Raw genomic sequence first — 26,849 nt, forward strand, 5'->3', positions numbered from 1 at the left:
ATGGCTTTTTATAAGAGGTTGGAGAGAGAAAAGGAATAAAGGAGGAACGCACATGTTTGTTCATGTGGTACAGACAGGTGATAGCTTATTTTCAATAAGTAATAGATATCGTTATCCTGTCACTCAACTTCGTGCTGTTAATGGATTAGAAACGGAGAACATTGTTCCAGGGCAGGCTTTGCTTATTCCCCTTTATGTGTATACAGTACAGCCTGGTGATACACTCCGCACTATTGCACACAAGTCATATGTTTCTCAAGAACAGTTAAGAAGAGAAAATCCTTCATTCAATTTTAATGCTCTGCAACCAGGTATGAAAGTGAACATTCCAAACACATCAAATTATATCGCAGGCACGCTTCAATACTATGGTGTACGTAGTCCAGAGCTTGACCGTAATTTAATTAATGATTTCGCACCCTACTCTTCTTCCATCGCTATTTTTGAATATCATTTTGGACCTAATGGAGACATTGTAAATAGGTTAGACGACTTAGTTGCTATTCAAACAACGTGGCGAAATCGAGTGACCCCTCTTGTTACGATTACCAATTTAAAGACGAGTGGATTTGACACTGGCGTTGCTCGTCAAGTATTAAACAATCCAACTGCAAGAACGAATCTTGTAAACAATATTGTTTATCTAGTATCAACAAAAGGTTATGGAGGAGTCAATATTGATTTTGAACAAATTCGATTTGAAGATCGAGATTTATTTACTGGCTTTTTGCGTCAGTTAGGAGATCAGCTTCACTCAAGGGGGTATGCTTTAACTATTGCAGTGCCAGCCAAAACAAGTGAAGATATTTCATGGTTAAGAGGGTATGACTATGGAGGAATTGGAGCTGTTGTCGATTATATGTTCATTATGGCTTATGATTGGCATCATCCAGGAAGTGAACCAGGTCCTGTTGCACCACTTACAGAAGTTCAGAATACAGTCCAGTTCGCGATTAACAAAGTGCCAAGAAGGAAACTTATCATTGGGGTACCTTTATATGGGTACAACTGGACCATTCCTTATACACCAGGAACGGTCGCTTCTGCTATCTCAAACCAAAATGCTATTGAAACAGCAATGAAATACGGAGCGCCTGTGCAGTATTCTGAAACATATAAGTCACCTTATTTTCGTTACAAGGATGAAAAGGGGCAGGGGCATGAAATATGGTTTGAAGACGTAAGAAGTATGAGTGAAAAGATGATGTTAGTAAAACGGTATGGACTTCAAGCAATAGGAGCTTGGCAACTTACGCTGGGTTTTACGCCAGGACCATGGCTTTTACGAAAATTCTTTACGATTAGAAAATTATGAAGCATGTTACATCTTTATCATCGTCTATTATAAAAGGTTCAACAATCCTATTTGAGACAGACATAATATGGATAGAGGGTCATATATGTATTAAGAATTTACTGAAGAAATGCAATCATCTTATTCATCAGATGATTATCAAGGTCATCCAAAACCGCGTCTGCCGTATTATCCGTCATATCCAGAATATTACCCAGGTTATCCTATATATCCTGTGTATCCATATTATCCTGTATATCCACCGTATCCGTATCGCTTTGAAGACGAACAATTTGGTAAACAGTTCGATGAAGATTTGCAAGTAAACGCTCCTATTGAAGATATTTGAAAAAAGAAAAGCCATTGAAATTGTTTACTCAATGGCTTTTCTTCATTTAATATGTCTGCGCTCTAAAAGGCTTATAACGATTGGAAGAAGAGTGCTTATAAGCATAAATGGTAGGAACCATATTCCTATACGTAATCCCCAACCGAGCGAAATAGAGACAGATTCAAATACAATAAGGGAAAACACTATCAAACATATATTTTTTAGCATATTTACAAGCTTACGACTGTTTAAGTAGAATTGAGCGGCATTGTTTTCGTTAAAACGCTCTGGATAGTTATGAACGTTTGGGGATTTTTCAAGCAATGTCATTAAGATAAGAAGAAAAGTGCTTATGCCTGGAAGTAAAAGTAGCTCCCACTTTGATCCCCATCTGTTCACTTCTCCTGCTATATTGTAGTGAGCAGGAACTTTAGAGGGGAGATCATACCAGGAAAAAAGTAAGAACAAAATAGAACCAATGTAAAACAGGATTCCAACAGCATTCCAGATTTTCTCTCTCTTTGTTCGAGGAATGTTTAGAAGCGGTCGATTTGATGAGTGCATATTTTTCACCTCCTTATTTTACTATACGAACAAAGAAGCGAAAAGTTTTCTGATTTTTATTTAAAAAAGTACTTGAACTTCTCACTATGTTCCTCTTTATAGTGGAAATATTTGAACTTAAGGAGTGATTTTAGTGAAAGTATACCCTATTCCATTATTTGTAAAGACTGCTGTTCAGTATATAAAAAAATCATTTCTCTGCTACCAAACTATTCTTCAGTTTAAGTCTATATTTCGAGCTCACAAACGAAAAGGGAGAAGTGATGATGGCTCATTTACGGGGTGAGAAATATCAAGATATTATGTTAGTACAAGAAAGGAATAAGGAGCCAAAGAGAAAGGGTTGTAGAAATTTGTTAAAGACGTGATAGGATAAGAAACAAAAAACCAACCTTGTTTATACAAGGTCGGTTTTTTGAACTTTTTCATGTTTTCCTTTTTCAAGAAAGTGAAAAGCTTTTTTCATCTTTTGTTCGTACTCTTTTGCGCCGCTTGAAGATGTAAATGTTACGCTTTGATCACCAGCAGTGTTCAACATATTGCGCTCCTTCAATACGTATTCTAACCTTTTAACAGTTCCGATACTTCCATCAATAAATTGAACAGATGGTGGAAACATATCACGAAGAAGTCCTCTATAAAAAGGAAAATGAGTGCATCCAAGTACAACAGTACCATATTGTTGAAGATCTAGCCCTTGTACTTTCGACTGAAAATAGGCTTTTAAGGTGTCCTGATCAAAGTTCAGATTTTCACAATATTGAACAAGTTCTTGAAGAGGAATCGAATCAATTAAAGATTGATCGTCAATCGTCTCGAGTAAATGCTTATATTTAGCTTGTTTAAGCGTTAGCGAAGTAGCAAAAACAAGGACTCGTTTATTTAAGGAACGACTAATCTCAAGCGCTGGCTTTGCAGCAGGCTCCATTCCGATAATAGGGATGTTGTACGTAGCTCTTAATGTTTCAATTGCAATACTTGTTGCTGTATTGCATGCTACAACGAGCGCTTTTACATCTTGTTTTATAATTTCCTCTGCTGCTTGCAGAACGTAGGATTTTACTTCTTCTTTTGTTTTGCTTCCATAAGGAACGTGCAGTGTATCTGCATAGTATAAAAAACTTTCGTTAGGAAAATGTTTTACAGCTTCATGCAAAACAGAAATCCCACCAAGTCCTGAGTCAAAGAAACCAATTTTCATTTTGTTCACCTGATATTTTTATAATATGATGTATAACTAAAATTTCCATAACTATTATACCGAAACATAGCCGTGTTGAACAGTCGGACTTGCATAAACGGGGCAAATGAACTAAAAAGAATAAGCGTTTATTCTTAAAAATATTTTCTTTTAGCAAGAAAATATAAAATGCCGTTTCCAATGAGGAATAGGATGGCCTCTTTGAGAGAATAAAAAAGAACTGTTGCTGTTCCAAAAACAACGAGCCCAAAGAAATATGGGGTTACGGTAACTTTTAGAGCTAGTTTATGGACTTTTTGTATATTGAGTAGCGGTTGATCTTTTAAAGATTGAATAAATAAACGCCATTCGTTATTCATAACCTGTTTGAAAAGAAACAAGACAAACAGTAAGGAAATTTCTTTCATCAACGTATTCGAAATAACGATAATGGCGATAAGTGAATACAACACAACCTGTGCAATCATTCGCAACGTTTTGGAATTTCGAACCGTTGTTTTAATAAAAGAATCAATAATTGTATTTTCTATTGTTTCATTTCTAAATAAATACGTTTCTTTAAATAAACGATTTGGCTTTGATTTATAATCAAGCGCATCTGCTTGCTGAAGAATGATTTCCCGAAGGCGATGGCTGTTTAACAATTCTCTTTCAATCTCTTTGTCAATGAAAAAGGGTTCATTCACTTTTACAGTAATAAGCAATATAACAAATAAACTGCCAAAGCCCCAAATAAAAGGAGATAGGCTATGTATGTAAAGAATGCTGTATAGAGCTAATGCAATAACAAAAACTGTGGAGAGTTTTACTAAACATTGCACAGTATATCGCCATCTTCTCGTTTCAATTATGTGAAAACAAAGCGAACGGAAAAGTTGTAAAATCGCACCTGTTATAATATAAGCAGAGAGAGAAAGTGAATAGGAAAGATCACGTAAAAAAGGGTAGAGAAGCGCAAAGAGAAGAAAGTTAGTGACGATAATCTTTCCACTTGAATATAAGACTCCAAAACTAACAATCTTTCTTATAAATGGTTTATTGAGAGTTGAAAATACTTCATCTGGTTTCTCTAGAAAAGTGCGTATTCTCCCCCATAAAAGATACAAAAAGAAAACAAAAAACAGATATCTCTCCATAAAGTGAATAAAGGAAGGAGACGTATTTCCTAAGTAATACAGATAGAAAACGATGAGAAATGACATTCCAGGAATGAAGACGTATAACCAAACAGTCCAATCAGCAATCGTTTTTATAATAGACGTATAATAGCGCATCGTTTCACGTAGTTTTTGTCTAAAAAGAGCCAAAGCATTCAATTTAGGGCTTCCTCGCTTTCTTGGAGTTTGTAAAAGCATTCAAGAAGTGGTTTGGAAGGTAACCCCGCTTTTTGTCTAATCTCTTCAAGATTCCCTTGTGAAAGTATTTTTCCCTCGTGGAGAAGTACAAAAGAGTCACAGTGGCGTTCAGCTGTATCCAACACATGCGTACACATTAAAATACAGGCTCCTCTTTTTCGTTCCTTTTCAATGAGGTGAAGTAAATCTTTTGTTGCTTTTGGATCAAGTCCGATAAAAGGTTCATCAATGATAAAGAAGTCAGCTTCTGTTATAAAGGAGAAAAGCAGCATTGCTTTTTGTTTCATTCCTTTTGAAAAGTGAATTGGAAAATGATCAAGTTTTGTGTCTAAATTGAAAAGAGAAAGAAGCTCCTGTGCTCTTTTTTTATAAATTTCCTTAGGAATGTGGTGGAGGGAAGCTTTTAAGCGAATATGTTCCCTTAGTGTTAAATAATGATAAAACGAAGGGTGTTCAGGTACATACGTTTGAATTTCATTTTCTGTTTTAGTAATCTTCCCTTTTAAGAAGGGAATTGTACCAATGATAGATTTAATTGTTGTACTTTTCCCCGCTCCATTTGATCCAATAAGTCCTACAAGTTGTCCTTTTCCAATCGTGAAATGGACATTAGAAATAATTTCTTGATTTCGTAGATAACCCGCTTTTTCAATATTTACAGAAATCATAAAAAAATCCTTTAATTTCCTTTTTAACATTATTATAACAAAAATACTTTATTCATAAAAAAGAGACTTCATGATGAAGTCTCTTTTTTATGAATAAAGGGCGATGCCTACAAGCCCTGATAAAATAATTACGTAAACCGGATTCCAGCGCAACTTTAAAAGCGCAAATAGAGATAACCCACAAATTACGATTAAGCTTATCGTATGAAAAGAAGCATCTAGACTAACAAGGCCGTTTGAAACAGCAAATTTGATTGCTGAATAAATAATTAAGCTAACCACAATAGGGCGAAGGCCATAGAATACTGATTTTACGATGGGATGATGATGGAGTTTTTGAAACGCTAAAGCGATAATAAGAACGAGAATGACAGAAGGAAGAAGAATTCCAAGCGCAGAAACCACCGCTCCTTGTAAATTTGCCATCGAGTATCCTACAAGAACAGCGCTATTTGTGGCAATCGGACCAGGAGACATACCGGCGATTGCAATCATGTCTGTGAATTGTTGAGGCGTCATCCATTCGTGTCTTAATACTTCGGTTTGAATAACGGGAATAATGGCATATCCACCTCCAAAAGAAACTAAACCAATAATAAAAAATGTTTTAAAAAGCTGCCATAACAGCACAAATTTTTCCCCTTCCTGCAAGTTAAATCATATAGTGCCAGTATTTATCTTCTTCATCCTCTTCTTCTTTTTCGAACGTGACGGTATAACCAAGACGTTTTTTAATAGAAACAACAGCAATGCCTATAATGCCGCCTAAAAGAATAATTAAGATAGGATGGAACAGAAATAAAAGGGGAATCCCTACGATAAAAATGGCAATGGTTGTTTTGTCTAAAAGAGCTGTTCTGCTCACTTTTATGGCCGCGTATAAGATAAGTGCTACAACGGAAGCGCGAATAGCCATAAAAGCAGCTTCTACTTTTGGATTATCTTGAATGAAAATATATAAAATCCCAAGTGCAAGAATAATTCCGAACGTTGGCAAGGAAACGCCAAGAGCAGCAGCAATTAGCCCTTTTACACCGCCAACTCTTTGTCCAATAAAAGTAGCTGAATTCACAGCAACAGCCCCAGGCACAGATTGTGAAAGGGCAAGAACATCTGTTACTTCTTCTTTTTTTAGCCATTTTCGCTTTTCAACAATCTCTTTTTCGATAAGCGGGATCATTGCATATCCGCCACCAAATGTAACAGGACTAATCTTTAAAAATGCCCAAAAGATGTGAAAAAGCTTTTTCCATTCTTCTTTCATAAGTGTCCTTCTTTCCTAGCAAAGAGTATGTAAATTATAATTTCTTTCCTATTATAACACTGTCAACTACAAGAGAGACAAATATACATAAAAAATAGGACATCCGAGTTGGAGTCCTATATGATATCTAAAATTTAGAAGTTAAGTTTTCAACAAAATAGGGTATAGTGAATAAACCAAGAAGTTTATTTAGCTTTTACTTTAATGATTGCTTCGCCGTAGCTCGTCATAGATTGTTTATAAGTCATTTTTAACATTTCAAATAGTGAGATGCATTTTTTCATGATACCGATCTCCTTTACGAAATAATCTTTTATTATTATCGAACATAACCCTTGCTTTTGACAAAGAGAGTGAAAACGGGTACATTTTCCATGAAAACGAAAACATAAAGGGATTTTGAGGGGTATACTCTATTTTTCTTAAGTTTTCGCGAAATTTCTCTTGATTACATACAAATTTAGCTTTTTCTTTTAAAAGGATAGCCAACTTTTCTGGATACTGAGTTTATGACATAAAAAAGAGGCCTTCTACGTTAGAAGGCCTCTTTTTTATTTTCCGATAAACTGCTGTGTCCAGTAGTTTCCGTCTTTTACATATCCAACACCAATGTGAGTGTATTTACTGCTTAAAATATTTGCTTTATGACCAGGGCTATTCATCCAAGCTTTCATTACTTCAGCAGGTGTTTGCTGACCTTGAGCAATATTTTCTCCAGCTGCTTTATATGTAATTCCAAACTGCTTCATCATATCGAATGGTGAACCATATGTAGGAGAATTATGATCGAAGTAGTGGTTGTCATGCATATCTTGTGATTTAAGACGAGCTGTTTTTGCAACTTCGTTATCAACTTGAAGTGGTTGTAAACCGGCTTTTGCACGTTCTGCGTTTACAAGTTTTACAACTTCTTGTTCATAGGCACTTACGCTTGATTGAGAAGAAGTTGGTGTAGTTGTGCTTTGATTTTCAGGTTTTAAACGAAGAATAGAACCAACTTTCATGTTATATGGATCAACGTTTGGGTTTAATTTCATTAACTCTTTATAATCTAATCCATAACGTTTCGCGATAAAGTAGAAAGTGTCTCCTTTGTCTACTTTATATGCTTCAAAAGGTGGTTCCTTATACATTGTCATGGCACTTGTACTTGTTGCTGCAGCTCCGCCTGCAATAGACAGGGCCAAAGCAGATGCAATAATCGTTTTTTTCATTATGCTCTCTCCTTAGCTATGTATATTGTAATCTCGTTAATACAATAGCGTGGCTAAAAAGGGAAAGCTAGGTGTAAATCCTTCCAAGATTGGTACTTTGAATTCAAATAGGTACATTTTAATAGGTTAAAAGGTCTTGTTTATTAATGTGTCTCACATGATGTTTTAGACATAAGAAAGAATGCTTCTCGTTCCATTATAACGGTACCTTCTTGATTAAGACATGCTTCTCCAATTCGTTTATTTTCCTCATGCTGTTCTTTCATTTGTTAGAATAAGAAGAGCCCCCCTCCTAAGGCTAAAAGAGAACTGCTAATAGAAAAATAGAGTTGTTTTTTCTTCATTAATAATTTGCCTCCTAGGTGAAATAGAGGGATATGATAAGAGATATTATACCATTTTGTGTAACTTTATAACTATGAAAAAAGAAGTGTTAGAAATTATTGTATTTCTACTTATAAAAATGGAAATAGGGAGAAAATATGGGGGGATGAGGCAAGGGTGATTTCTAACTTTTACAAAGATAAAAAGTCTACAAACTATCTTTGTAGACTTTTTATCGTATATATTAAAATATAAAGTAGCGGATTCCTGCCATAAGTAAAACACCAACAATAACAGTCAATGATAAGCTTTTTGTCCAAATGGCAATAAGAGCGGTTGGAATAATGACAGAAATCACAGTCCAGTCTATTTTTAACCCTTGTTCTGTGTGAATGATAAAATTTTCAACAACAAGCGCTGTCAGAATACAAATTGGCACATAAGAGAGCCATTTTAATACGGGTTGTGGCAGCGCAACGTTCCGCACTATAATAAACGGAAGAACGCGGGGAATAACGGTAACAATGGCACATCCTAAAATAATAAGAAGTGTTGTGCTGTTTACATTCATTTATCACTCACCACCCCGATCGTTGCTACAATAACCGTAGAAAGAATAACGGCTACATGCGAAGGAACAAAAAAGGAAAGAACAATCATTGCAATAACCATGTAAATCATCAATCGTAAATAATGTTTTACTTTTTCAGGGATAATACTTTCAAGCTGCAAGACAAGCAGCGCGATGAACATTGCTGGTAAGGCAAAATCAAGACCGAACTTTTCGGGGTTTGAAATTAAGTTGCCGAATAGAGCTCCAACAGTGCATGATAAAATCCAAAAGACATAAGCTGTTATATTTAGTCCATTCATCCAACGATCTGTTAGCTTTTCATTTTTTGCGATCTTGCTTGAAGCAACACCAAATGACTCATCTGTTACAAGCATTCCAATTCCTATGTTTTTTAATAAAGAATGTTGAGAGAAGTGTGGAGCAAGCGTCGCACTTAAAAGAAGATGTCGTAAATTAATAATAAAAGTTGTTAAAATAATAGCAGAGATAGAACTATGTGAAGCAAGTAAAGCGCAAATAACAAATTGGGCAGCTCCTGCATAAACGAGTAGAGAGAGAAGGGCAACTTCCATAACGCTCAAATGCGATGCAACACCAACAACACCTGCAGCTAATCCAATACTTATGTAGCCTAAGAGAGTTGGAATACAATCTTTCACGCCTTGCAAAAAGGTGGGAGCGTGACTCTCTTTATGACTTGCAGCTTTTTCAGCAATCAAATTATCGCCTCCTTGTATATTATATTATACATATATTTATCATATTGAACAACGCTATGTTATAATAAATTAAAATCACCGTAAAGGAGATTTCTAATGGAAGAAATTCAGCATATTATTGGAAACAACCTTATGAAATTTAGAAAGCAGCGCGGCTTGTCACTTGACAACGTTTCAGAATTAACAGGTGTCAGCAAAGCAATGCTTGCTCAAATTGAGAAAGGGAAATCAAGTCCAACCGTTACAACCCTGTGGAAGATTGCGAACGGTCTTAATATTTCGTTTTCAGAATTTATTAAAGAGGACAAGCCAGATGTTCGAAAAGTGCATATAGAAGATTTAAATGCGATCACAGATGACGAAGAAAAATACCGCGTGTATCCGTTTTTTCCTTATCATCCTGAGAAAAAATTTGAAATTTATATTGTAACCCTTGAGTCTGGCTGTGTTCATGAAGCAAAAACACACTTAGGAGAAGAGTACTTATTAATGAAAGAAGGAGAGCTTACGATAAAGTTCCAAGATGAAGAGCATCTGCTTTCATCAGGGGATGCGCTTAACTTTATGGGGAACCTTTCTCATAGTTATATGAATACATCAGCACAACCTGCAAGCTTCTTCTTACTGATGTATTATTCAGAATAACAACGCTTTTAACCCGTTTTACATAAAACAAACAAGCGGCCTTATGAACAGGCCGCTTGTTTGTTTATTCTTTTAGATGTTGCATTTTTTGCTGCTTTCACGTTCTTAGCATACTTGGTACTCCAATCACCATACTAACCACAGCACTCCACATCGCATAACTCCATTCTTCTGTAAATGCGGAGACTCCTATGAAATAGAGTAATTGACCAAAGAGAGCGAACAGGGAAGCAACCCAAGCAAATATCAGCTTCTTTTTCATCCTATTCCTCCTTACTTATTAGATAAAGTTCAAGGAAGTTACATGATAAAGACAATAGAATGAATGAGCTTCAAGATAATTAAATTTTAACATATATTTCCAATTACGAAAGTGTTTGTATCACTTCTAAAGCTTCGTTCTTTCTCTAAAGAACAAAAAAATAAAAAGTCACTCTTCCATTAGAGCGTCAGAAGAGTGACTTTTATTAGCAATCTTTTTGCTTGAATGTATGAAGAGGGGGAGGAACTAACCAACCTTTTTCTTTATTAAGGCGTAAAAACTTTGCTGAAATTGTAGCTTTTTGCATGTGAATTTGAGCAAACATCGTCGCTAAATCTTCTCGAATTGATTGACTAATAAGTTGGCTACAAGTTACTAGTCCTGCTCCGATTTCGATTGAGACAGCAGCGGAAATCTCCATGTCTTGAAATCTTGCTCCGACTGGGATATCTTCTAAACATGCTTCAGGACGTTCTGGGGGAGAAGGGGGAAGGCCAACTCCGTTTTCTTTTAGAAGTGCTTCACCTTCTTTAATTTCTTGCTTACATTGATCAATCACTTCTAAAATTAGCTTATGTAAATCTTTATCACCGATATGGTTTAAATAAGTTTGATAAGCTGCTAAACACCCTTTTGTCACACTAACGAACGACCATAACCCAAATACTTCTCCATAATGCATTGGTTCATCTTTTGGATTTCCACTTAAAATACCCATTTTGATTCCTCCTTATTAAGGTCATAAATTTGCTCCATCTTTTAACAATGGACATATTTAGATTATCCAAAAGCTTTGTTGCTATTCTTTAACCTAATGTTTTCTATTCTAATCCTTCTGTGTGAAGCAGATTAAAAAACAAGCAATTATTTGACAAAAATCAAATAATTCAAGTATCATTATCTTAGTAAAGTACTCTAATTAGAGTACTATATAATGAGTGAACTGAAAATCTTGTCTTATTATCAAAAGTGAAGAGTCTTTAAATGAAAAAAATCTTACTATTAAAATGGGAAGGGAGATTTTTATGGAAAAAGAAGTTATTGCACTTAAAGAGATTATGAAGGCTAAGAAACGATCAGATGAATTCTTTCCAATTAATTGGTATAAGGAAAAGCTTGAAAAAGATCCTGTCTATTTTCACGAGGAAACCAACACATGGAACGTTTTTAAATATAAACATGTAAAAGAAGTGCTGAGTAACTATAAATTTTTCTCAAGTGAAGGAGAACGAACAACAATTTCTGTTGGCGCTAAAAGTAAAGAAGGTCAAACTCCTGATAAAGTACAGCTCACAAGTGTAGATCCGCCAGCACATCGTAAAAGTCGTTCATTGCTATCTGCAGCTTTTACACCGCGAAGTTTGAAAGAGTGGGAGCCGCGTATTCGCCAAATTGTTAGAAACCTTTTGGATAATATAGAGGGAAACAGTGAAAATGACATTGTTCAAGTTCTGACAGCGCCTCTACCAGCTGTAGTTATGGCTGATTTGTTTGGTCTTTCAAATACTGATCAAATGCTATTTAAAAAATGGGTTGATATTCTCTTCCAGCCGTTTGATAAAAACAAACAAGAAAATATTGAAGCACAAAAACAAAAGGCTGCGAAAGAATATTACGAGTACCTTTATCCATACGTAGCAGAACGACGCTTCAATCTTTCAGATGATATTATTTCAGATTTAATTCGGGCAGAAGTAGACGGCGAGAAGTTTACAGATGATGAAATTGTTCGCATAACAATGATGATTTTAGGAGCGGGTATTGAAACAACAAGTCATATGTTAGCTAATACATTTTATGCGCTTTTATATGATGATCAATCCATATATAAAGAATTGCGCACTAATATAGAACTAGTGCCGAATACGGTAGAAGAAATGCTCCGCTATCGCTTTCATATGTCAAGAAGAGACCGTACTGTAAAACAAGATAACGATTTGCTTGGTGTTCCTCTGAAAAAAGGAGATGTCGTAATTGCATGGATGAGTGCTGCAAACGTTGATGAAGAAGTATTTGAAAATCCATTTTCACTTGATATTCATCGTTCCAACAATAAAAAGCATTTAACATTTGGAAGTGGCGCGCATTTTTGTCTTGGTGCACCGCTTGCAAGATTAGAAGGGCAGATTGCACTCGAAGAATTTGTGCAAAGATTTTCTAAAATTGAGCCTGTAGAAGGATTTGAATTAGAAGAGAATTTAACAGATTCAGCAACAGGTCAATCTTTAACACATCTTCCTCTTAAAGTATATAAGTAAATACGAACAAAAAGGAGCAGCTCTTTTGGGCTGCTCTTTTTTGAGCTATACTAATGTTTATTGACATGATAGAAACGCTAAGAAATTTAAGGTACACTGAGATGGAAATAATATTAATCACAATTATTTGTTGAAACTGTTAGAAAGTGGGGCCATTTTATGTCACTGTCACTGGAGATTTTTATCCTTGGTATTCTAAGTGAAGGTCACAGTCATCCGTATGAAATCAAGAAAACGATCTTGAGGAATTTAAGCGATGAGGAAAACCTTAAAATAAAAGACGGTACATTGTATTATCGATTTGATACGTTACTAAAAAAAGAACTTATTCAAAAAGTAGAAGTTGTGCGTGAAGTAAATCGTCCTGATAAAACAATGTACGCTATTACAGATAAAGGACGAGAAGTATTAAAAGAAGATATTTATAAAAGCTTTAAAAACTTTTCAAATATCAAAACAGTCTATTCATCCATCCTTTTTTTAAAACATGTAGATCTTCAAATTGTTATGTTTCTTGTTCAAGAAGCAATTGAAAAAGTAAAGAAACAAAGGGAACAGTTAATAAATGAAAGTGCTGCAGAATGGTGGGAAAGTAGGGAAACTGAAATAGACTATGGAGAAAAAGAAGATTATCATTTTGTTAAAAACCATTTTAATGAAACCATAGATTTCAACTTAGCAGGCCTAGAAAAATTTCTTGCGTTTCTTAAACAAAAACAATAAAAAACGGCCCAACAATATGTTGGACCGTTTTTTTGATAAGTATAAATATTCAAGTAAGATTAAGAGTCCATCAGCCCTTGTTGAAATGCATAGCTTGTAAGCTGGACCCTATTTTCAAGGTGAAGTTTGCTTAAAATGTTTTTTAAGTGACTTTTTACTGTATGCTCTGAGATAAAAAGAGATTCCGAAATGTCCCGGTTTGAAAGGCCTTTTGCGACAAGATGCAATACTTCAAGTTCCCGATTAGACAAAGGAGTTTCTTTTGTCTCTTCCTTTTTATTTTGAGGAAATTCTTTTAAGATTTGAAAGGCAATTTCTTTTGACATTGGCACTTCATCTAGCGCAAAAGCTTTCAAATATTCATACCAAGAATCAGATTGAATGTTTTTCAACAAATAGCCTTGAGCTCCTTGTTTCAAAGCATTAAACAAGTCTGTAATATCATCAGACACGGTGATGATTACAATTTTTACATATGGGAATTGAAGCTTGATTCTTTTTGTTGCTTCAAGACCGTCCATAACAGGCATTTGAATATCCATTAAAATAATATCTGGCATTAGCTTTTCTGTTAATTCAAGCGCTTCTTTCCCATTTCGACCTTCGCCAACAATTAAAAAGTCTTCATATTCTTCAAGTATATCTCGAATGCCTTCTCTTGCATGAGCATGGTCATCAACAATTAAAATTCTAAAAGATCTTTCCTCCATTTATTACGCCTCCTTTTTTAGTTCAACAATTGTTTCATTATTTTCCCGTCGTATTGAAAACTCCCAATTCATATCACGAGCTCGATTTTTCATAATTTGAAGTCCATATCCTTCATGGATAGGGAGAGTAAAGCCTGTTCCTTTATCTTTTACATAACAAAACCAACCATTTTCTGTTTCTTTAGCAAGTATCCAAATTTCATTTGTTTTGGCATGCTTCATTACGTTTGTGACTGCTTCTTTAATACACGCAAAAAGCTCAACTTTTTCTTTAGAAGAAAGGGTATCCTCTTTGATTTTCCACTGAAGATGAACGCGCATAAAGTGCTGATTTTCCAGCTCTTCTTTGTATTGATGAATACGTTCTTTCCAGCTAAAAGTAGTGTGGGTTGGAGCATATTTTAAATTCGTAATCGCTTGCCTTGTATCATCGTGAACGTGCTGAAGCGTTTGTTTGATTTTCTGGAAATCTTCATTTTCTTGAAGGCCGTGATGACGTCCAAATTTATTTACTTTTACAGACAAGAGAAAAAGCGACTGAGCAATCCCGTCATGAAGCTCGCGTGCTAAATTTTCCCGTTCAAGCAAAGCCGCTTTTTTCGCTTTCTCAGTTTTTAACTCTTCATGCATACGTTCTAAAATCGCAAACAGCTTGCGTAAAAAGACGATTGTAATCATAAAAACAAACAGAGGGGAAAGAATATTTCCTGTCTCCATCGAAATATAGGGAAGCAAGAAAGCATGACGACTATATTCCCAAAGACCAATTGCAACCGTTGGCAATATTAAAATTAGCCATTTAATTCCTTTATAACTCAAATTCTCACCTTGTTTCTTTTCAAATGTGTCTATATTTTATCATTTGTTGTAACGTTTGCTCTATTTTTTAATCAAAATCACTCTTTTGAGTTATTATTTTAATTTTTACTTTCTCTTATAATGAACAAGGAGTATTAAAGAGGTAAGGAGCAACAAATATGATGAACAAAAAAGTACCGCTGCTTTTATGCTTTTTGCTTCTGCTTGTATTTCATCCTTTAAAAACATCTGCACACGCTGTTCTTTTAAAGGCCACGCCAGAGGAGCAAAGTGAGCTAAAAGAAATGCCAGACGAAGTTTCGCTTACATTTAATGAACGACTAGATGGAGAAGTGTTTGATCTTAAAGTTCGAGATGACAAAGGAGAGGTTATTACAAAGAAAAAAGCTGTCATTAGTGAAGATCACAAAACGATTTCGCTAGACGTTCCGAATCAGCCAAAAGGAATCTACACGTTAAGCTATTCTATTATTTCAGCTGACGGACACCCTGTAAAAGGAACGTACATATTCTCAGTTGGTGAAAAAATAGCAGGTCCTGTAACAGACCGTAATGTTGGATTCCAACAGGGGGGCGACGCAATTTATAACATCTTGTTATCAATTGTGCAAGTTTGTTATTATCTTCTTCTTTTGTTATCGGTAGGATGGGTGTTGTGGAAATGGTTCATTCCGTTTCAAACTAAAGAAAATGAGGAGACTTATGGTCAAAAGTACAAAGGAATTTATTTAAACTACATGGTCTTTTTATTGTTAAGCATTGTAGTGCAAGCGATGAACGTATTAAATGGTTCCTCCGCTTCCAAAATAGGCACGTTTATCTTTAGTTCTCCCACAGGACTTTCTTGGATTCTTTCACTTTTTTTAGCATTTATCGGTTATTTTCTTGTTTCAAAGCACAAAGGCTTTGATTTTGTATGGGCAGGGCTTGTTCTTTTAGTTAGTACATTAAACGGTCATGCTGTTGCAACAAACATACCGTACTACACGATCATGCTTGATTTTATTCATCTCATTACAGCTGCATTATGGGCTGGAGGGATTGTATATCTTCTGCTTTTCTTTAAGAAGCATAGAGAAGACGTTCTGCTATTTATGCCGAAGTTTTCAAAGACGGCACTCTTTAGCTTACTTTTACTAATCATAACCGGTATTTTATATACGTTGATGATTGTACCAAACATTAGCGTGATTTTTTATACGACGTGGGGGATTTTACTTCTTGTAAAAGTCGGGCTTGTGTGCGTGGTGCTTATCGTCGGAGCATTAGTCCGGAATGCGTTAAAGAAAAATGAGCAAACTAATTTGAAAAAGCTGCTTACTTTAGATGTAACGCTAATGGCACTAATTGTGCTAATTGTCGGGATTATTACTCATTTGAACCCAATTCCGCAAAATCAACCGTTGTTATGGAAAGAAGAGCAACAAGGAATGTACATCGTAACCAAAACAAGTACGTTGCAACAAGGAAACTTTGCAATTATTGTTAGTCCGTCACAACCTAAAGACGGTTCTTCGATTCAAATGGTAACAGCTACGTTAACGCCAAAAGGAAAAGGGAAAGAAGAATCTATTGAAATCCCGCTTGAAAAGGAAGATTCATCGTCTTACAAAACGAGTGAAGCTGTACTTCCATATGCCGGAGAGTGGGACCTCTCGGTTAGAGTGGTTACAACAGAGTTAGATGAATTTATTATTCACAAAAACATTCAAGTTTTTGATCATTAAAATAGGAAAGAAGGATAATATGATGAAGAAAAAAGTAACGACGATTTTAGCTGCTCTTGTACTATCAACTATTTCTTTTGTAGGAGCTGCAAGTGCACACGTTGTTGTTTATCCACAAGAAGTAACACAAGGATCATATGAAAAATTCACAGTCCGTGTTCCCACTGAAAAAGACATTCCAACAACAAAAGTGAAAATTGACATTCCAAAAGATGTGGAAATTTCACGCTTTGAGCCAAAGCCTGGCTGGACGTATGAGCTTGAAAAAGATTCTTCAGGATTAATTAAGAGTGTAACATGGACAGCAACTGGTGAAGGACTTTCAGCAACAGAGTTTGGAGAGTTTAGCATGCAAGGTAAAGTTGGCGATTCAGCGGAGAAAATTGCTTGGAAAGCGTATCAAACATATAAAGACGGCTCTGTTGTCGCTTGGGAAGGACCAGCAGATGCAGAGTTACCAGCATCCGTTACAAAAGTTGTAAAAGGTAATACAACAACAGACGCACATGGTGTTGCTACAGAAGAAACAACAGATAACGAAGAAACTGAGGACAATTCAACATCTAATGTTCCTCTAATCCTTTCTATTATTGCTGTTATCCTAGGAGCTGTTGCTCTTATGCGCTCATTTGTAAAAAAATAAATGTAAAAAAGAGACGTCCTAGAAAGGGCGTCTCTTTTTTTAGACGTTTCGCGTTGTATTTCTTCCGGAAAAAAATGTGCTTTCAAAAATAGGATTTAATGGTTTTAGCTTAAAGACAATATAGTGAGTGAAAGAAGCCATAATGATGCCGTTTAATGCTCCTGCCATAATATCAAGTGGATAATGTACACCTACCCATACTCGTGAAAAAGCAATCCCAATCGCAAGTATTCCCCATATGTAGCGAGTACGAGAACCGCATAAAATAATGGTGAAAGCAATAGCAAAGGCAGCTGTAGCATGGTCGCTTGGAAACGAGGAGCTTGTGCTATGTTCAACTAATTGATTCACCTCATGTGATACAAACGGCCTATCTCTAAAAAAGAAAAAGCGAATCACACGGTTGACAGCGAACCCGAGTACAAGTGCAAAACCAGCTTGCATTGCGATAACGCGTGAGTAATTGCGGTTGATAAGAAATAAAACAACAAGCAATAGCGCAAAAGCATACTGCAAATAATCCGCAAAGAAAATCATAACATGATCTAAAAACACATTGTGATCTGCTTTACTGTTCACCCACTCAAACCACGAATAATCTAAATCTCCAATACTCATTCAAAAACCCCTTTAATTTCTATTACATTCTCTTGTTTAGCATCCAAGTAAGCCATTTTTTATATTTATATAAAACAAGAGAAACAACATTTAAAAGGACGTTAAAAAGGAAAATTTGTTGCAGTTTCTTTGAAAAAAAGTAAAATGGCTCTCTTATTTAAGTTATATAACTTGTAAGAGGGAATCATTCTTATAAGGGTATTTATAGATGAAAAATAAAAAAGCTAAGCGTTTTGTTTTATTTACAGTAAAGAAGGCAATAAAATCCCCCCAACTTAGAGATAGTTGGGGGGATCTTATTATCTTATTTTCCTACTTGTTTTCTCTTCTTGTTATACGAAGATTATATTTAAATGTTTCCTCGTCAGAAGAAAGCTTATATCCTAAAGTAGGATTATAGTCTACATATAACTTTTTGGGGAGATACTTTAATGAATCAGTAGAGATAAGAAAAGGAATACCTTCCACTTCAACCTTTATATCTTCTGTTTGTTTTTCATCAATCCACAGGTCATGATCTACATAAAGAGAACAACTTCCTACAAAAATTGCTTCTATACGAACTCCCTCCGTCTCGTTAAAAGACACTTCGTTTAATGCTTCTGATGCTGACGGTTTAACAATTAAATTCATGTTTTATTCTGCTCCTCTTACTGTATTGTGAAAGAAAGGGCCTATTCCTTTATATACCCAATATAATCTTTGCTAAAGCAGCAAAATGCTTTTCTTCATTCTTATGTTGTCCATGAAAGGGTTTCTAAAAATTGATAAACATCTCTATGAAGTTCTTCTTTTTGACGGTCTAATGTGATGACATGGCCAGAATGCTCATACCACTTCAAATCTTTATGTATAGAAGAGATGCTATTATAAAGCAAGTTTGCACTATCAGCGTTAATCTGCTGGTCAAGACGTCCTTGCACAACCAACGTTGGAGCGTTTACATATGAAAGCTCTTTCTTTACGCGCTTTATAAAGGAGAGGACTGACTCTATTGTATCTTCAGGTTGTGTATTAAAGGTATCTATCTCTAGATTAATGCAATTGTCACTTTTTCCTTCCAACTTTTTATACTGTTTAGCATAGTCAACAATACTTTGAAGCAGTACATCTCGACTGATAATCTCTAAAGGTGCACACATTGATACAACACCTTTTACGTGAAGTTTTGTACTTAAGCTCAAAGAAAATAAAGCACCAATCGATAACCCTACAACAGCGATTTCGTGATATCCTTCATTTCTTAGTGTTTGATATCCTGCTAATACATCTTCCCACCAGTCTTTTGTTGAAGTATTCAGTAATTCCTCCGGTGATTTTCCATGACCTTTATAAAGCGGAGCATATGATGTATACCCTTTAGCTTGTAGAAAGCGTCCTAGTTTTTTGACGTGGCCAGTACTGCCTTTGAATCCATGTAAAAGTAGGACAGCGTGAGGTCCGCTTCTAAGGAAAAAAGGTTTTGGTGGAACTAGCTTCATGTTTTTCACTTCCCCAACAATATATTTACAAAAGGCAGACTTTTATAAGTCTGCCTTTTCTCATTAAATATGAGCCTCATGTGATTTATGGACAGCTTTTTGCTCTGCTTTAATAAGAAAATACGTAAGCAGAAAGGCACCGAGAACGAAACAAAGTACAAGACCCACAACGCCTTCCCAACCAAAGTAAGGCCATAGGAAACCGCCTACCGTTCCTCCAACGCTAGATCCCGTATAATAGAGGAATAGATAAAGAGACGAGGCTTGCGCTTTATTGATTGCAGCACGCTTTCCAACCCAGCTGCTCGCAATCGAATGGCAGCTGAAAAAGCCGTATACAGAAAATCCTAAACCAACAAGCTTAACAACTAAGTGTCCGTTGATTGTAAGAAAGGCACCGAAGCATAGAAGAAATAATCCGAAAATTAAGGTTTGACGACGGCCATATTTTCCTATAAGCCGTCCTGATATAGCAGAGCTAAACATCCCTATAATAAGGAGAAGGAATATCCAGCTTACCGCTGATTGACTAAGAGAAAAAGGCGGTGCAACTAATACATAGCCAATATAGTTAAAAAGGGCAACATTACTTCCTAGCAGCAAAAAACCTAATCCGAATAAACAAAGAAGGCCAGGGTCTTTCAAATGATGAAAAAGTGAGCCTGTTAATGTTGAAAGTTTCAGGGGACTGCTTATGAAGTTTTTGGATTGCGGAAGGTTTCTCCAAAAAATTACACTTGCAATAAAGCTAATGATTCCAACAATCAAAATGGCCCACTGCCAGCTCATAAATTCGGTTAACAAGCCAACAATAACGCGGCCAAACGTAGCTCCAACTGCGTTCCCGCATATATAAAGCCCCATTGCAGAACCTAAACTTTTCGGCTCAATTTCTTCCCCAAGGTAAGCCATAGCAATTGAAGGCAGACCTGCTAAAGAAATGCCTTCAATCGTCCGCAAAATTAACAGCCAGTGAAAATCCGGACTAAACGGGGTCAGAATACAGATAACAGAAGCAGCAATCATAGAGATTACCATGACAGGTTTCCGTCCCCATGCTTCTGAAAGTGATCCAAATATTAACATACCAATAGCAAGTGAGATTGTTGAAAGGGAGAGCGCTAAGCTCGCCTGTGCTGGTGTAACATGAAATTCTTCTGTGAAATGTGGGAGAAGGGGCTGCATACAGTATAGAATTGCAAATGTATTAAAGCCTGCCGCAAAAAAAGAAAAATTTGTTTTTCGATAAACTGCTGTTCCTTTTTGAATAAAGCCCATTTTATACTCGCACCAACCTTTGGGTGTGAATGATATTTATCATTGTTTTAACAATCCTTTCAGTAATAAAGGGCCCTTTTATAAAAAATACAATATAAATGCTGACTGAACACATACTCGAGTTTGCTTCTACTTCTATGTTAGCACTGAATTTCTATGATGTATAATGTATTATAAAAATGAAATTGATGCATATTAGTTATCAATGTTTCTCGGCATTTACAGTAGAAATTGACCACATTTGTTTCGGTTTATAGAATTTTTAGGTTTTCGGAAAAGATTTGGACGACTTTTTCCAAAAATTAAGGTTGATATTGGAAAAAAAGCAGAAAGGCTATAATATAGAAAATAATGAAATGTATTTTTCTATATAAATTGAATACTGTGAGGTACTAAAATGCTCTTAAAGGACTATATGCATAAAACGTTCCCGAATTTAGAACTTAGACCACCTTTGTTTTATAGCTGGGATGTTGGTATAAGATTTGAACTGGGAGTAGAGGGGGAAGGGGAATATGCTTACCCCAATAAATTTTATATACAGGAATGTTATAAGAGAGCCATTACTCTATTTGAATCTTTACATTCTTCCTCTGATGATATTTTTATTGTGATTGATGTAAATGATTTCAATGAAGGAAAAAGTATTAAACGTAAGTTAGGAAACTTTTCTCCTTATGTTGAAAAACCGCTGTTATACAGGTTGAATCACCAAATAAAGCCTTACGTTTTTCCTGAAGATGATGAAGAAGCACAATACAAGACTCATAGATTTGCTCTTAAATGTAAAACATATGATTTTAAGTATGTTTCCTTGCTGAAAGCAATTTGTAATCAGGATTTAGGAATAAGACCGAGTATCTTTAATAGAGTTTATTTTGTAAATGTTGATAAGGAAACTATTTTTCACGTTTATGATGACAGAGGGTGTGATGTATTGGCAACTTCTCCCGAGAGTATAAGCCATATTTACAAAAGATATAACAATTGGATTTTAGATTATGACAAGCCTGAGATTGATAAGGTTTTCAATGGTTTATAGATTAAAATGATTAGAGGATAGAAAGTAGGTCAAGATAGATGGAACTACCAGTCTTCAGATATAATCCGAATGCCTTAGAACTAGAGTTTATTGAAAAAGAAGAAACGTTGTGTCCTGTTTGTAAAAAGAAAAGGGAGTACACGTATACAGGTCCTTTTTATTCTATAGAAGACGTGGAAGGAATCTGTCCATGGTGTATAGCAGATGGTTCAGCAGCTAAAAAGTATGATGGCGAATTTCAAGATGGAACCTGTTGTGAAGAAGTAGAGAAAGAGGGATATATAGAAGAACTTATTTACCGTACCCCAGGTTACAGTGGTTGGCAGCAAGAACGCTGGCTTGCACATTGTGGGGATTTTGTGCTTTTATCGGTTAGGAAGATGGCCTGAAATTGAGCCCTTACAGGAAGAACTACAAAAAGATTTACACGAGATCATGAGCGATTATCGATTAAACAACATAGACGAACTTAAGAAGTTGTTAAGTAAGAGGAGCGCTGAGGGATATCTCTTTCAATGTTTAAAATGTGGAAAACATCGTTTTTGTATAGATATGTGGTGATTTTACTAAGGAGAACGCTATCTATCCTAATCTACTGTGGAAAAGGGCAGAAGAAAGGTGGAAAATAAATTGTTAGAAAAACTTCTTGCTTTATCTTTTACCCTTTTTACTTTAGTCGGGGGATCCGACAGTGAAAAAACAAATGATATTTATCTTATTCCTGAAGGTTATGAAGGGTATGTTATTGCGTTTTATAATGTAAAGGGAGCTCCAGAAATTAAAAAGGAAGGCGACTACGAAGTTCATGATATTAATAATCAAGGATATTCAGTAACTTCTACTCCAGATATGGATTATGGAACCATAACAGATAAATATTATTACGTAGATGAGAAAGGAAAGAGGACTGAAATTAATAAGGAATGTGTCCGACTTTTAGCCAATGGTAGCTTAGAAATAGAACCCGATACACCGAATAAAATTGAGATGAGCTATACAGGCATGGAAATTACAAAATCGCAGTGTAGTCAAGATTTTATGACAGCTGGTGGAGGGGTAGATCAAGATAAGTTTGATTCCGTAGTTCAGGACATTACTAAAAAATACTACAAGTCTGAATAAATAAAAGACAATCGAATAAGTGAAGTATATAAAATAAAGGGCCAATGGGTCCTTTTTATTTTGCAAAAAACCAAAACGATTCATTACCACTAAGCCTTCTAAAAAGATAAAAGAATTCAAAAAACAATTAAAGGGCCCAATCAATAATAGGAATTTATCATCTAATATATTAAATTTCTAACCTAATCACACAGGAGATGAAACCCATGAATCTCATGAAGTTTGTGGATCAGCTACCACTCATGAACACTGCTAAACCAGAGCGGAGAAGCAAAAAGGAATCTTATTACGAAATTGGAATGGAGGAATTTTATCAAAAACTGCACAGAGATTTACAACCGACACGTCTCTGGGGATATAATCGCCAGTTTCCGGGCCCCATCATTGATGTCAATCAGGGGGAGTGTACTCAAGTCAAATGGACTAACAATCTCCCCAATACGCATTTCCTTCCAGTTGACCGATCGATACACCACGTTGCCCATCAACCAGAAGTACGGACGGTCGTCCATTTACACGGAAGTGAGACTCGACCATCTAGTGATGGCTATCCAGAGGCATGGTTTACCAGAGGATTTAAAGAGGTAGGTCCTTCTTTTGAAAGAAAAATATACGAGTATCCCAATCATCAACGGGGTTCAACACTCTGGTACCACGATCACGCTATGGGCATTACAAGACTCAACGTCTATGCTGGACTCGCTGGTATGTATATCATTCGCGACGAAAAGGAAAACTCGTTAAATATACCAAAAGGCGACTACGAAATCCCACTTATGATTATGGACCGATCATTCAACGAGGACGGTTCACTTTTTTATCCAGATAAACCGAACAATCCTTCTGAAAATTTACCGAATCCTTCAATTACTCCGGCTTTTCTGGGAGATACCATTCTTGTCAATGGAAAGGTATGGCCATATTTAGAAGTGGAACCACGCAAATACCGATTCCGACTACTGAATGCCTCGAATACTCGGGCTTATCAATTGTATCTTGATTCTGGGCAGTCTTTTCATCAAATCGGTTCAGACGGAGGCCTGTTACAAAAACCCGTACACTTGAAAAAATTTGCAATTGAGCCAGCAGAACGCGTAGACTTTATTCTCGATTTCTCTAAACATGAAGGCGAAACCATAACTTTAAAAAATGATCTTGGTCCTAATGCAAATCCAGATGATAACACAGGGGAAGTCATGCAATTTAAAGTGAGCCTACCTCTACAAGGAGAGGATAAAACTGTCATTCCGAAATACCTATCCCACATTCCTTCTCTTGAGCAAAACGAAGTAAAGACAATTCGAAATCTGAAACTTACAGGTTCGACTGATAAATACGGTAGACCTTTGCTGTTATTAAATAATAAAGCGTGGTCGGCACCTGTGACGGAAAAGCCATGTTTAGGTTCAACGGAAACTTGGTCATTAATCAACATCACTGGCTTCACACATCCGATTCATATTCATTTGATTCAATTTCAGGTTTTAGATCGCCGTCCATTTGATCTTGACCTTTATAATCAAGATGGCCAAATTGTATATACCGGCCCAGCCATACGCCCGAAAGCCAACGAAAGAGGGTGGAAAGACACTATAGCAGCTCCCTCTGCCCAAGTCACACGTGTCATAGCCCGATTTGGCCCTTACACGGGGAATTATGTTTGGCATTGTCATATTTTAGAACATGAGGACTATGACATGATGCGTCCATTTACGGTTATAGATCCTAAGGATTTGAATGATGATAAATAAGGAGATAGGATGAGTGATCGATTTTCGTTGGTGAGATAACCAGATAAGCCGTGTGTAAAAAATGGAAGCTGTGGTTCCTCTTATTGAAAACAACTTCTCTTATATGGAATATCTCACTATAAACTGACTTTGGATATCCTATACTATCTTAGTTATATGGTTGTTATTATCAGAGATAAAATAACAAAGAGAGTCTCATCATTACTAACGACATTCTCTTTGTTATTTTTAAAAACCTACAATAATGCCTTAATAGATAGTATTAAAATATTTTCTTTCTATCCCGTTCCTCTTTTAATATTTCTACGGCTTCACGAAAACGTTGAGAATGAATAATTTCCCTTTCCCTTAAGAACCTCAAGCTATCGTTTAAATCTGGATCATCTGATATATCAATTAACCATTGATATGTAGCTCTTGCTTTTTCTTCTGCTGCTATGTCCTCATAAAGATCTGCAATTGGGTCTCCTTTTGCTTGGATATATGTTGCTGTGAAAGGAACTCCTGCAGCATTACTATAGAAAAGAGCACTATCATGATTTACATAATGCTCTGCCAATCCAGCCTCCCTTAATTGTTCTGGTGTAGCATCTTTTGTCAGTTTATAAATCATTGTTGCAATCATTTCGAGATGAGCAAATTCTTCCGTACCTATATCATTTAATAATCCCACAACTTTATCTGGGATTGTATAACGCTGATTTAAGTAACGTAATGCAGCAGCTAATTCCCCATCAGCTCCACCATATTGTTCCATAAGGTATTTTGCTAGCGTCGGATTACAGGTACTTACTTTTACTGGATATTGCAATTTCTTCTCATAAACCCACATAAGATTTCTCCTTTACTAAACTATATTTGCCATGGCCAAGGCATTGTTCCCCAACTCCATTTTGCATCTGTATAGCTATTTCCATATTGCTGAAGAGGACCAAACTTTGTTTCAAAACTTCTTTTAAGTTTCTTAGCATATTTTGCATATTCATTAAACTGCAACATTGCTTGCTGATCGTTTGGATGTGTATCTAGATAAAGGGTTAATTCTACAAGTACAAAATCAATAGCTTGAATTTCTTCTAATTCTTGATAGTACTCTGGAGGTAATTGTTTCATTCTTCATCCCTCTTTTTTACTTTATATGGATTCTCGTAGTAATCCCAAAATGCAGGCCATAATGTTCCTTTTTTTAATGCTTCTCTAGGAGAAAATTGTTGCATATTTGGTGGTTGAAACCCCATATATAGTTGAGGAGGCGTAGAATAATACTTAGTACCAATCGGTCTGCAAGGATCATACATACTATGGAAAGGTTTATACGATTTTAAAGTTGTAAATGTTGATTTTTTATTGTGCATTCTGAACCCCTTTCTCTAAAAAACATTATGATTAATGATATGCATATTTAAATATACTAATGTTAAAAACAGAAAAAATTCCTGACTAACCTACCAGAAGTTTTTTTGCTTTTAGAATGCATACCATATTTACTCTTAGTTCACATAATGGATTTCAAGAAAGCTAGAAAGCCCAGATCTCTTTTATGACAAGGAATCTGGGCTTTTTTATTTTATTTAGGATGTTATATGGCATTGTTACTAAAGTATTTTGCGCTTAGGAGTTCAGAAACAATTGCATAAATAATAAAAACAACCACAAAAGACTACGTAAAAATCAAGAGTTCATTCTAAGGAGAAATCTTAAATATCAACGATTAGAAAGAGACGCAAATAACTGCAAAAAGGCATTGTGATATATAATGTATTATAAAAATATAAAAATGAAATTGATGCATTGAATCTTTTTTTTACCTCTTAAAACAGAAAATAACTATTTTTTGTTTGTGAGATGGAAAGGAAACTCTCTCAAGCTATTCAGGATTATATTTGGTTTTATAATCACGAACAATTCTGGAAAAAGGTAAACCAGTGTGCCTCGATGCAATATCGAAACACACTGGTCGTTTAGTCTTTTTTATGGCTGTCTACTTAACAGGGGTAACTCTACACCACGGGGGTTTTATTTTATTAACTTCCTAAGCACCCGTAGGTCCAGTTGGTCCAGTCGGTCCGATGTCGCCAGTAGCACCCGTAGGTCCAGTTGGTCCAGTTGGTCCAAGATCGCCAGTAGCACCCGTAGGTCCAGTTGGTCCAAGATCGCCAGTAGCACCCGTAGGTCCAGTTGGTCCAAGATCGCCAGTAGCACCCGTAGGTCCAGTTGGTCCAAGATCGCCAGTAGCACCCGTAGGTCCAGTTGGTCCAAGAT

Annotated in this window: 33 protein-coding genes and 1 pseudogene; 13 read left to right on the forward strand and 21 right to left on the reverse strand. The window is 35.9% G+C overall.

Features of this window, described 5'->3' with window-relative positions; genetic code table 11:
• Positions 1-52: 52 nt before the first annotated feature.
• Both ACK3CR_RS16450 and ACK3CR_RS16455 read left to right on the forward strand, forming a co-directional pair.
• On the forward strand, positions 53-1,315 hold the full coding sequence (locus tag ACK3CR_RS16450) for a glycoside hydrolase family 18 protein (protein ID WP_488975778.1): 1,263 nt from the start codon (positions 53-55) through the stop codon (positions 1,313-1,315).
• 109 nt (positions 1,316-1,424) lie between these two features.
• The gene (locus ACK3CR_RS16455) at positions 1,425-1,643 is read left to right on the forward strand and encodes a hypothetical protein (RefSeq protein WP_488975779.1); all 219 of its coding nucleotides are present in this window, start codon (positions 1,425-1,427) and stop codon (positions 1,641-1,643) included.
• Positions 1,644-1,685: 42 nt separating this feature from the next.
• On the opposite strand, the gene ACK3CR_RS16460 is transcribed toward ACK3CR_RS16455, so the two are convergent.
• The 9 genes from ACK3CR_RS16460 to ACK3CR_RS16500 form a co-directional block, all read right to left on the reverse strand.
• Positions 1,686-2,189 carry a DUF1648 domain-containing protein gene (locus ACK3CR_RS16460; RefSeq protein ID WP_243510332.1) on the reverse strand — a complete coding sequence of 168 codons (504 nt, stop codon included), beginning with the start codon at positions 2,187-2,189 and terminating at the stop codon, positions 1,686-1,688.
• 397 nt (positions 2,190-2,586) lie between these two features.
• Entirely contained in the window at positions 2,587-3,390 is an 804-nt protein-coding gene (gene murI / locus ACK3CR_RS16465; RefSeq protein ID WP_243510329.1) for a glutamate racemase, read from the reverse strand.
• Between the two features lie 134 nt (positions 3,391-3,524).
• The gene (locus ACK3CR_RS16470; protein WP_488975780.1) at positions 3,525-4,706 is read right to left on the reverse strand and encodes an ABC transporter permease; all 1,182 of its coding nucleotides are present in this window, start codon (positions 4,704-4,706) and stop codon (positions 3,525-3,527) included.
• A complete protein-coding gene (locus ACK3CR_RS16475; RefSeq protein ID WP_243510326.1) occupies positions 4,703-5,413 on the reverse strand; it encodes an ABC transporter ATP-binding protein in 711 nt (236 codons plus the stop codon). Before ACK3CR_RS16475 ends, ACK3CR_RS16470 begins: the two co-directional genes overlap by 4 nt.
• A gap of 87 nt (positions 5,414-5,500) precedes the next feature.
• Positions 5,501-6,043 (reverse strand): chromate transporter, encoded by a 543-nt coding sequence (locus ACK3CR_RS16480; protein WP_040057838.1) that lies wholly within the window; start codon positions 6,041-6,043, stop codon positions 5,501-5,503.
• Between the two features lie 22 nt (positions 6,044-6,065).
• Entirely contained in the window at positions 6,066-6,677 is a 612-nt protein-coding gene (locus ACK3CR_RS16485) for a chromate transporter (protein ID WP_019395518.1), read from the reverse strand.
• Positions 6,678-7,228: 551 nt separating this feature from the next.
• Positions 7,229-7,891 carry a CAP domain-containing protein gene (locus ACK3CR_RS16490; protein WP_243510320.1) on the reverse strand — a complete coding sequence of 221 codons (663 nt, stop codon included), beginning with the start codon at positions 7,889-7,891 and terminating at the stop codon, positions 7,229-7,231.
• A 568-nt stretch (positions 7,892-8,459) separates the two neighbouring features.
• Positions 8,460-8,786, reverse strand: coding sequence for an AzlD domain-containing protein (locus ACK3CR_RS16495; RefSeq protein WP_243510318.1), 327 nt, complete (start codon positions 8,784-8,786; stop codon positions 8,460-8,462).
• A complete protein-coding gene (locus ACK3CR_RS16500; RefSeq protein ID WP_243510317.1) occupies positions 8,783-9,508 on the reverse strand; it encodes an AzlC family ABC transporter permease in 726 nt (241 codons plus the stop codon). Before ACK3CR_RS16500 ends, ACK3CR_RS16495 begins: the two co-directional genes overlap by 4 nt.
• A gap of 96 nt (positions 9,509-9,604) precedes the next feature.
• Here ACK3CR_RS16500 and ACK3CR_RS16505 point away from each other — a divergent pair, with 96 nt between their 5' ends.
• Positions 9,605-10,153, forward strand: coding sequence for a helix-turn-helix domain-containing protein (locus ACK3CR_RS16505; RefSeq protein WP_480380746.1), 549 nt, complete (start codon positions 9,605-9,607; stop codon positions 10,151-10,153).
• 97 nt (positions 10,154-10,250) lie between these two features.
• Here the strand turns inward: ACK3CR_RS16505 and ACK3CR_RS16510 are convergent, their stop codons facing one another.
• Together ACK3CR_RS16510 and ACK3CR_RS16515 are read right to left on the reverse strand one after the other, a co-directional pair.
• The gene (locus ACK3CR_RS16510; protein WP_243510315.1) at positions 10,251-10,415 is read right to left on the reverse strand and encodes a hypothetical protein; all 165 of its coding nucleotides are present in this window, start codon (positions 10,413-10,415) and stop codon (positions 10,251-10,253) included.
• Positions 10,416-10,620: 205 nt separating this feature from the next.
• Positions 10,621-11,133, reverse strand: coding sequence for a DUF3231 family protein (locus ACK3CR_RS16515; RefSeq protein WP_243510314.1), 513 nt, complete (start codon positions 11,131-11,133; stop codon positions 10,621-10,623).
• A gap of 307 nt (positions 11,134-11,440) precedes the next feature.
• Between ACK3CR_RS16515 and ACK3CR_RS16520 the strand changes: the two genes are divergently transcribed.
• Both ACK3CR_RS16520 and ACK3CR_RS16525 read left to right on the forward strand, forming a co-directional pair.
• Positions 11,441-12,673, forward strand: coding sequence for a cytochrome P450 (locus ACK3CR_RS16520; protein WP_480380745.1), 1,233 nt, complete (start codon positions 11,441-11,443; stop codon positions 12,671-12,673).
• 159 nt (positions 12,674-12,832) lie between these two features.
• Positions 12,833-13,396: a PadR family transcriptional regulator gene (locus ACK3CR_RS16525; protein WP_243510307.1), complete on the forward strand. Its 564-nt coding sequence runs from the start codon at positions 12,833-12,835 to the stop codon at positions 13,394-13,396.
• A 59-nt stretch (positions 13,397-13,455) separates the two neighbouring features.
• Here ACK3CR_RS16525 and ACK3CR_RS16530 read toward each other — a convergent pair whose 3' ends face one another.
• Together ACK3CR_RS16530 and ACK3CR_RS16535 are read right to left on the reverse strand one after the other, a co-directional pair.
• Positions 13,456-14,106 carry a response regulator gene (locus ACK3CR_RS16530; protein ID WP_243510304.1) on the reverse strand — a complete coding sequence of 217 codons (651 nt, stop codon included), beginning with the start codon at positions 14,104-14,106 and terminating at the stop codon, positions 13,456-13,458.
• Positions 14,107-14,109: 3 nt separating this feature from the next.
• On the reverse strand, positions 14,110-14,925 hold the full coding sequence (locus ACK3CR_RS16535; RefSeq protein ID WP_243510302.1) for a sensor histidine kinase: 816 nt from the start codon (positions 14,923-14,925) through the stop codon (positions 14,110-14,112).
• Between the two features lie 158 nt (positions 14,926-15,083).
• Between ACK3CR_RS16535 and ACK3CR_RS16540 the strand changes: the two genes are divergently transcribed.
• Both ACK3CR_RS16540 and ACK3CR_RS16545 read left to right on the forward strand, forming a co-directional pair.
• Positions 15,084-16,652 (forward strand): copper resistance CopC/CopD family protein, encoded by a 1,569-nt coding sequence (locus tag ACK3CR_RS16540; protein ID WP_488975781.1) that lies wholly within the window; start codon positions 15,084-15,086, stop codon positions 16,650-16,652.
• A gap of 22 nt (positions 16,653-16,674) precedes the next feature.
• Positions 16,675-17,295, forward strand: a complete 621-nt coding sequence (locus ACK3CR_RS16545) for a YcnI family copper-binding membrane protein (protein ID WP_243510293.1) — start codon at positions 16,675-16,677, stop codon at positions 17,293-17,295.
• A gap of 39 nt (positions 17,296-17,334) precedes the next feature.
• Here ACK3CR_RS16545 and ACK3CR_RS16550 read toward each other — a convergent pair whose 3' ends face one another.
• The 4 genes from ACK3CR_RS16550 to ACK3CR_RS16565 form a co-directional block, all read right to left on the reverse strand.
• Positions 17,335-17,913 carry a phosphatase PAP2 family protein gene (locus tag ACK3CR_RS16550; protein ID WP_410914939.1) on the reverse strand — a complete coding sequence of 193 codons (579 nt, stop codon included), beginning with the start codon at positions 17,911-17,913 and terminating at the stop codon, positions 17,335-17,337.
• Between the two features lie 312 nt (positions 17,914-18,225).
• Entirely contained in the window at positions 18,226-18,546 is a 321-nt protein-coding gene (locus tag ACK3CR_RS16555) for an iron-sulfur cluster biosynthesis family protein (RefSeq protein ID WP_488975783.1), read from the reverse strand.
• Between the two features lie 101 nt (positions 18,547-18,647).
• Positions 18,648-19,394, reverse strand: a complete 747-nt coding sequence (locus ACK3CR_RS16560) for an alpha/beta hydrolase (protein WP_243510285.1) — start codon at positions 19,392-19,394, stop codon at positions 18,648-18,650.
• A gap of 63 nt (positions 19,395-19,457) precedes the next feature.
• Positions 19,458-20,672 carry an MFS transporter gene (locus tag ACK3CR_RS16565; RefSeq protein ID WP_488975784.1) on the reverse strand — a complete coding sequence of 405 codons (1,215 nt, stop codon included), beginning with the start codon at positions 20,670-20,672 and terminating at the stop codon, positions 19,458-19,460.
• A 397-nt stretch (positions 20,673-21,069) separates the two neighbouring features.
• On the opposite strand from ACK3CR_RS16565, the gene ACK3CR_RS16570 reads away from it, so the two are divergent.
• The 5 genes from ACK3CR_RS16570 (at position 21,070) to ACK3CR_RS16590 (ending at position 24,587) form a co-directional block, all read left to right on the forward strand.
• Positions 21,070-21,714: a DUF3885 domain-containing protein gene (locus tag ACK3CR_RS16570; RefSeq protein ID WP_488975785.1), complete on the forward strand. Its 645-nt coding sequence runs from the start codon at positions 21,070-21,072 to the stop codon at positions 21,712-21,714.
• A gap of 38 nt (positions 21,715-21,752) precedes the next feature.
• Complete coding sequence (locus tag ACK3CR_RS16575; protein ID WP_488975786.1) at positions 21,753-22,103, forward strand: CbrC family protein; 351 nt, start codon at positions 21,753-21,755, stop codon at positions 22,101-22,103.
• Positions 22,104-22,149: 46 nt separating this feature from the next.
• On the forward strand, positions 22,150-22,275 hold the full coding sequence (locus ACK3CR_RS16580; RefSeq protein WP_488975787.1) for a CbrC family protein: 126 nt from the start codon (positions 22,150-22,152) through the stop codon (positions 22,273-22,275).
• 69 nt (positions 22,276-22,344) lie between these two features.
• Entirely contained in the window at positions 22,345-22,836 is a 492-nt protein-coding gene (locus tag ACK3CR_RS16585; protein ID WP_328124693.1) for a DUF6843 domain-containing protein, read from the forward strand.
• A 206-nt stretch (positions 22,837-23,042) separates the two neighbouring features.
• Complete coding sequence (locus ACK3CR_RS16590) at positions 23,043-24,587, forward strand: multicopper oxidase family protein (protein WP_430238820.1); 1,545 nt, start codon at positions 23,043-23,045, stop codon at positions 24,585-24,587.
• 262 nt (positions 24,588-24,849) lie between these two features.
• Here the strand turns inward: ACK3CR_RS16590 and cotJC are convergent, their stop codons facing one another.
• From cotJC to ACK3CR_RS16605, 3 genes are read right to left on the reverse strand one after another with little or no spacing between them, the layout of a single operon-like run.
• The gene (cotJC, locus tag ACK3CR_RS16595) at positions 24,850-25,419 is read right to left on the reverse strand and encodes a spore coat protein CotJC (RefSeq protein ID WP_019395542.1); all 570 of its coding nucleotides are present in this window, start codon (positions 25,417-25,419) and stop codon (positions 24,850-24,852) included.
• Positions 25,420-25,439: 20 nt separating this feature from the next.
• A complete protein-coding gene (locus ACK3CR_RS16600) occupies positions 25,440-25,700 on the reverse strand; it encodes a spore coat protein CotJB (protein ID WP_061805904.1) in 261 nt (86 codons plus the stop codon).
• Positions 25,697-25,942 (reverse strand): spore coat associated protein CotJA, encoded by a 246-nt coding sequence (locus ACK3CR_RS16605; protein ID WP_243510262.1) that lies wholly within the window; start codon positions 25,940-25,942, stop codon positions 25,697-25,699. Before ACK3CR_RS16605 ends, ACK3CR_RS16600 begins: the two co-directional genes overlap by 4 nt.
• A gap of 490 nt (positions 25,943-26,432) precedes the next feature.
• Between ACK3CR_RS16605 and ACK3CR_RS16610 the strand changes: the two genes are divergently transcribed.
• Complete coding sequence (locus ACK3CR_RS16610; protein ID WP_480380738.1) at positions 26,433-26,552, forward strand: IS3 family transposase; 120 nt, start codon at positions 26,433-26,435, stop codon at positions 26,550-26,552.
• 67 nt (positions 26,553-26,619) lie between these two features.
• Here ACK3CR_RS16610 and ACK3CR_RS16615 read toward each other — a convergent pair.
• Positions 26,620-26,849 (reverse strand): annotated as a pseudogene (locus tag ACK3CR_RS16615) (hypothetical protein); the annotation flags it as partial.

This window comes from Priestia sp. TRM10 (assembly GCF_057808375.1).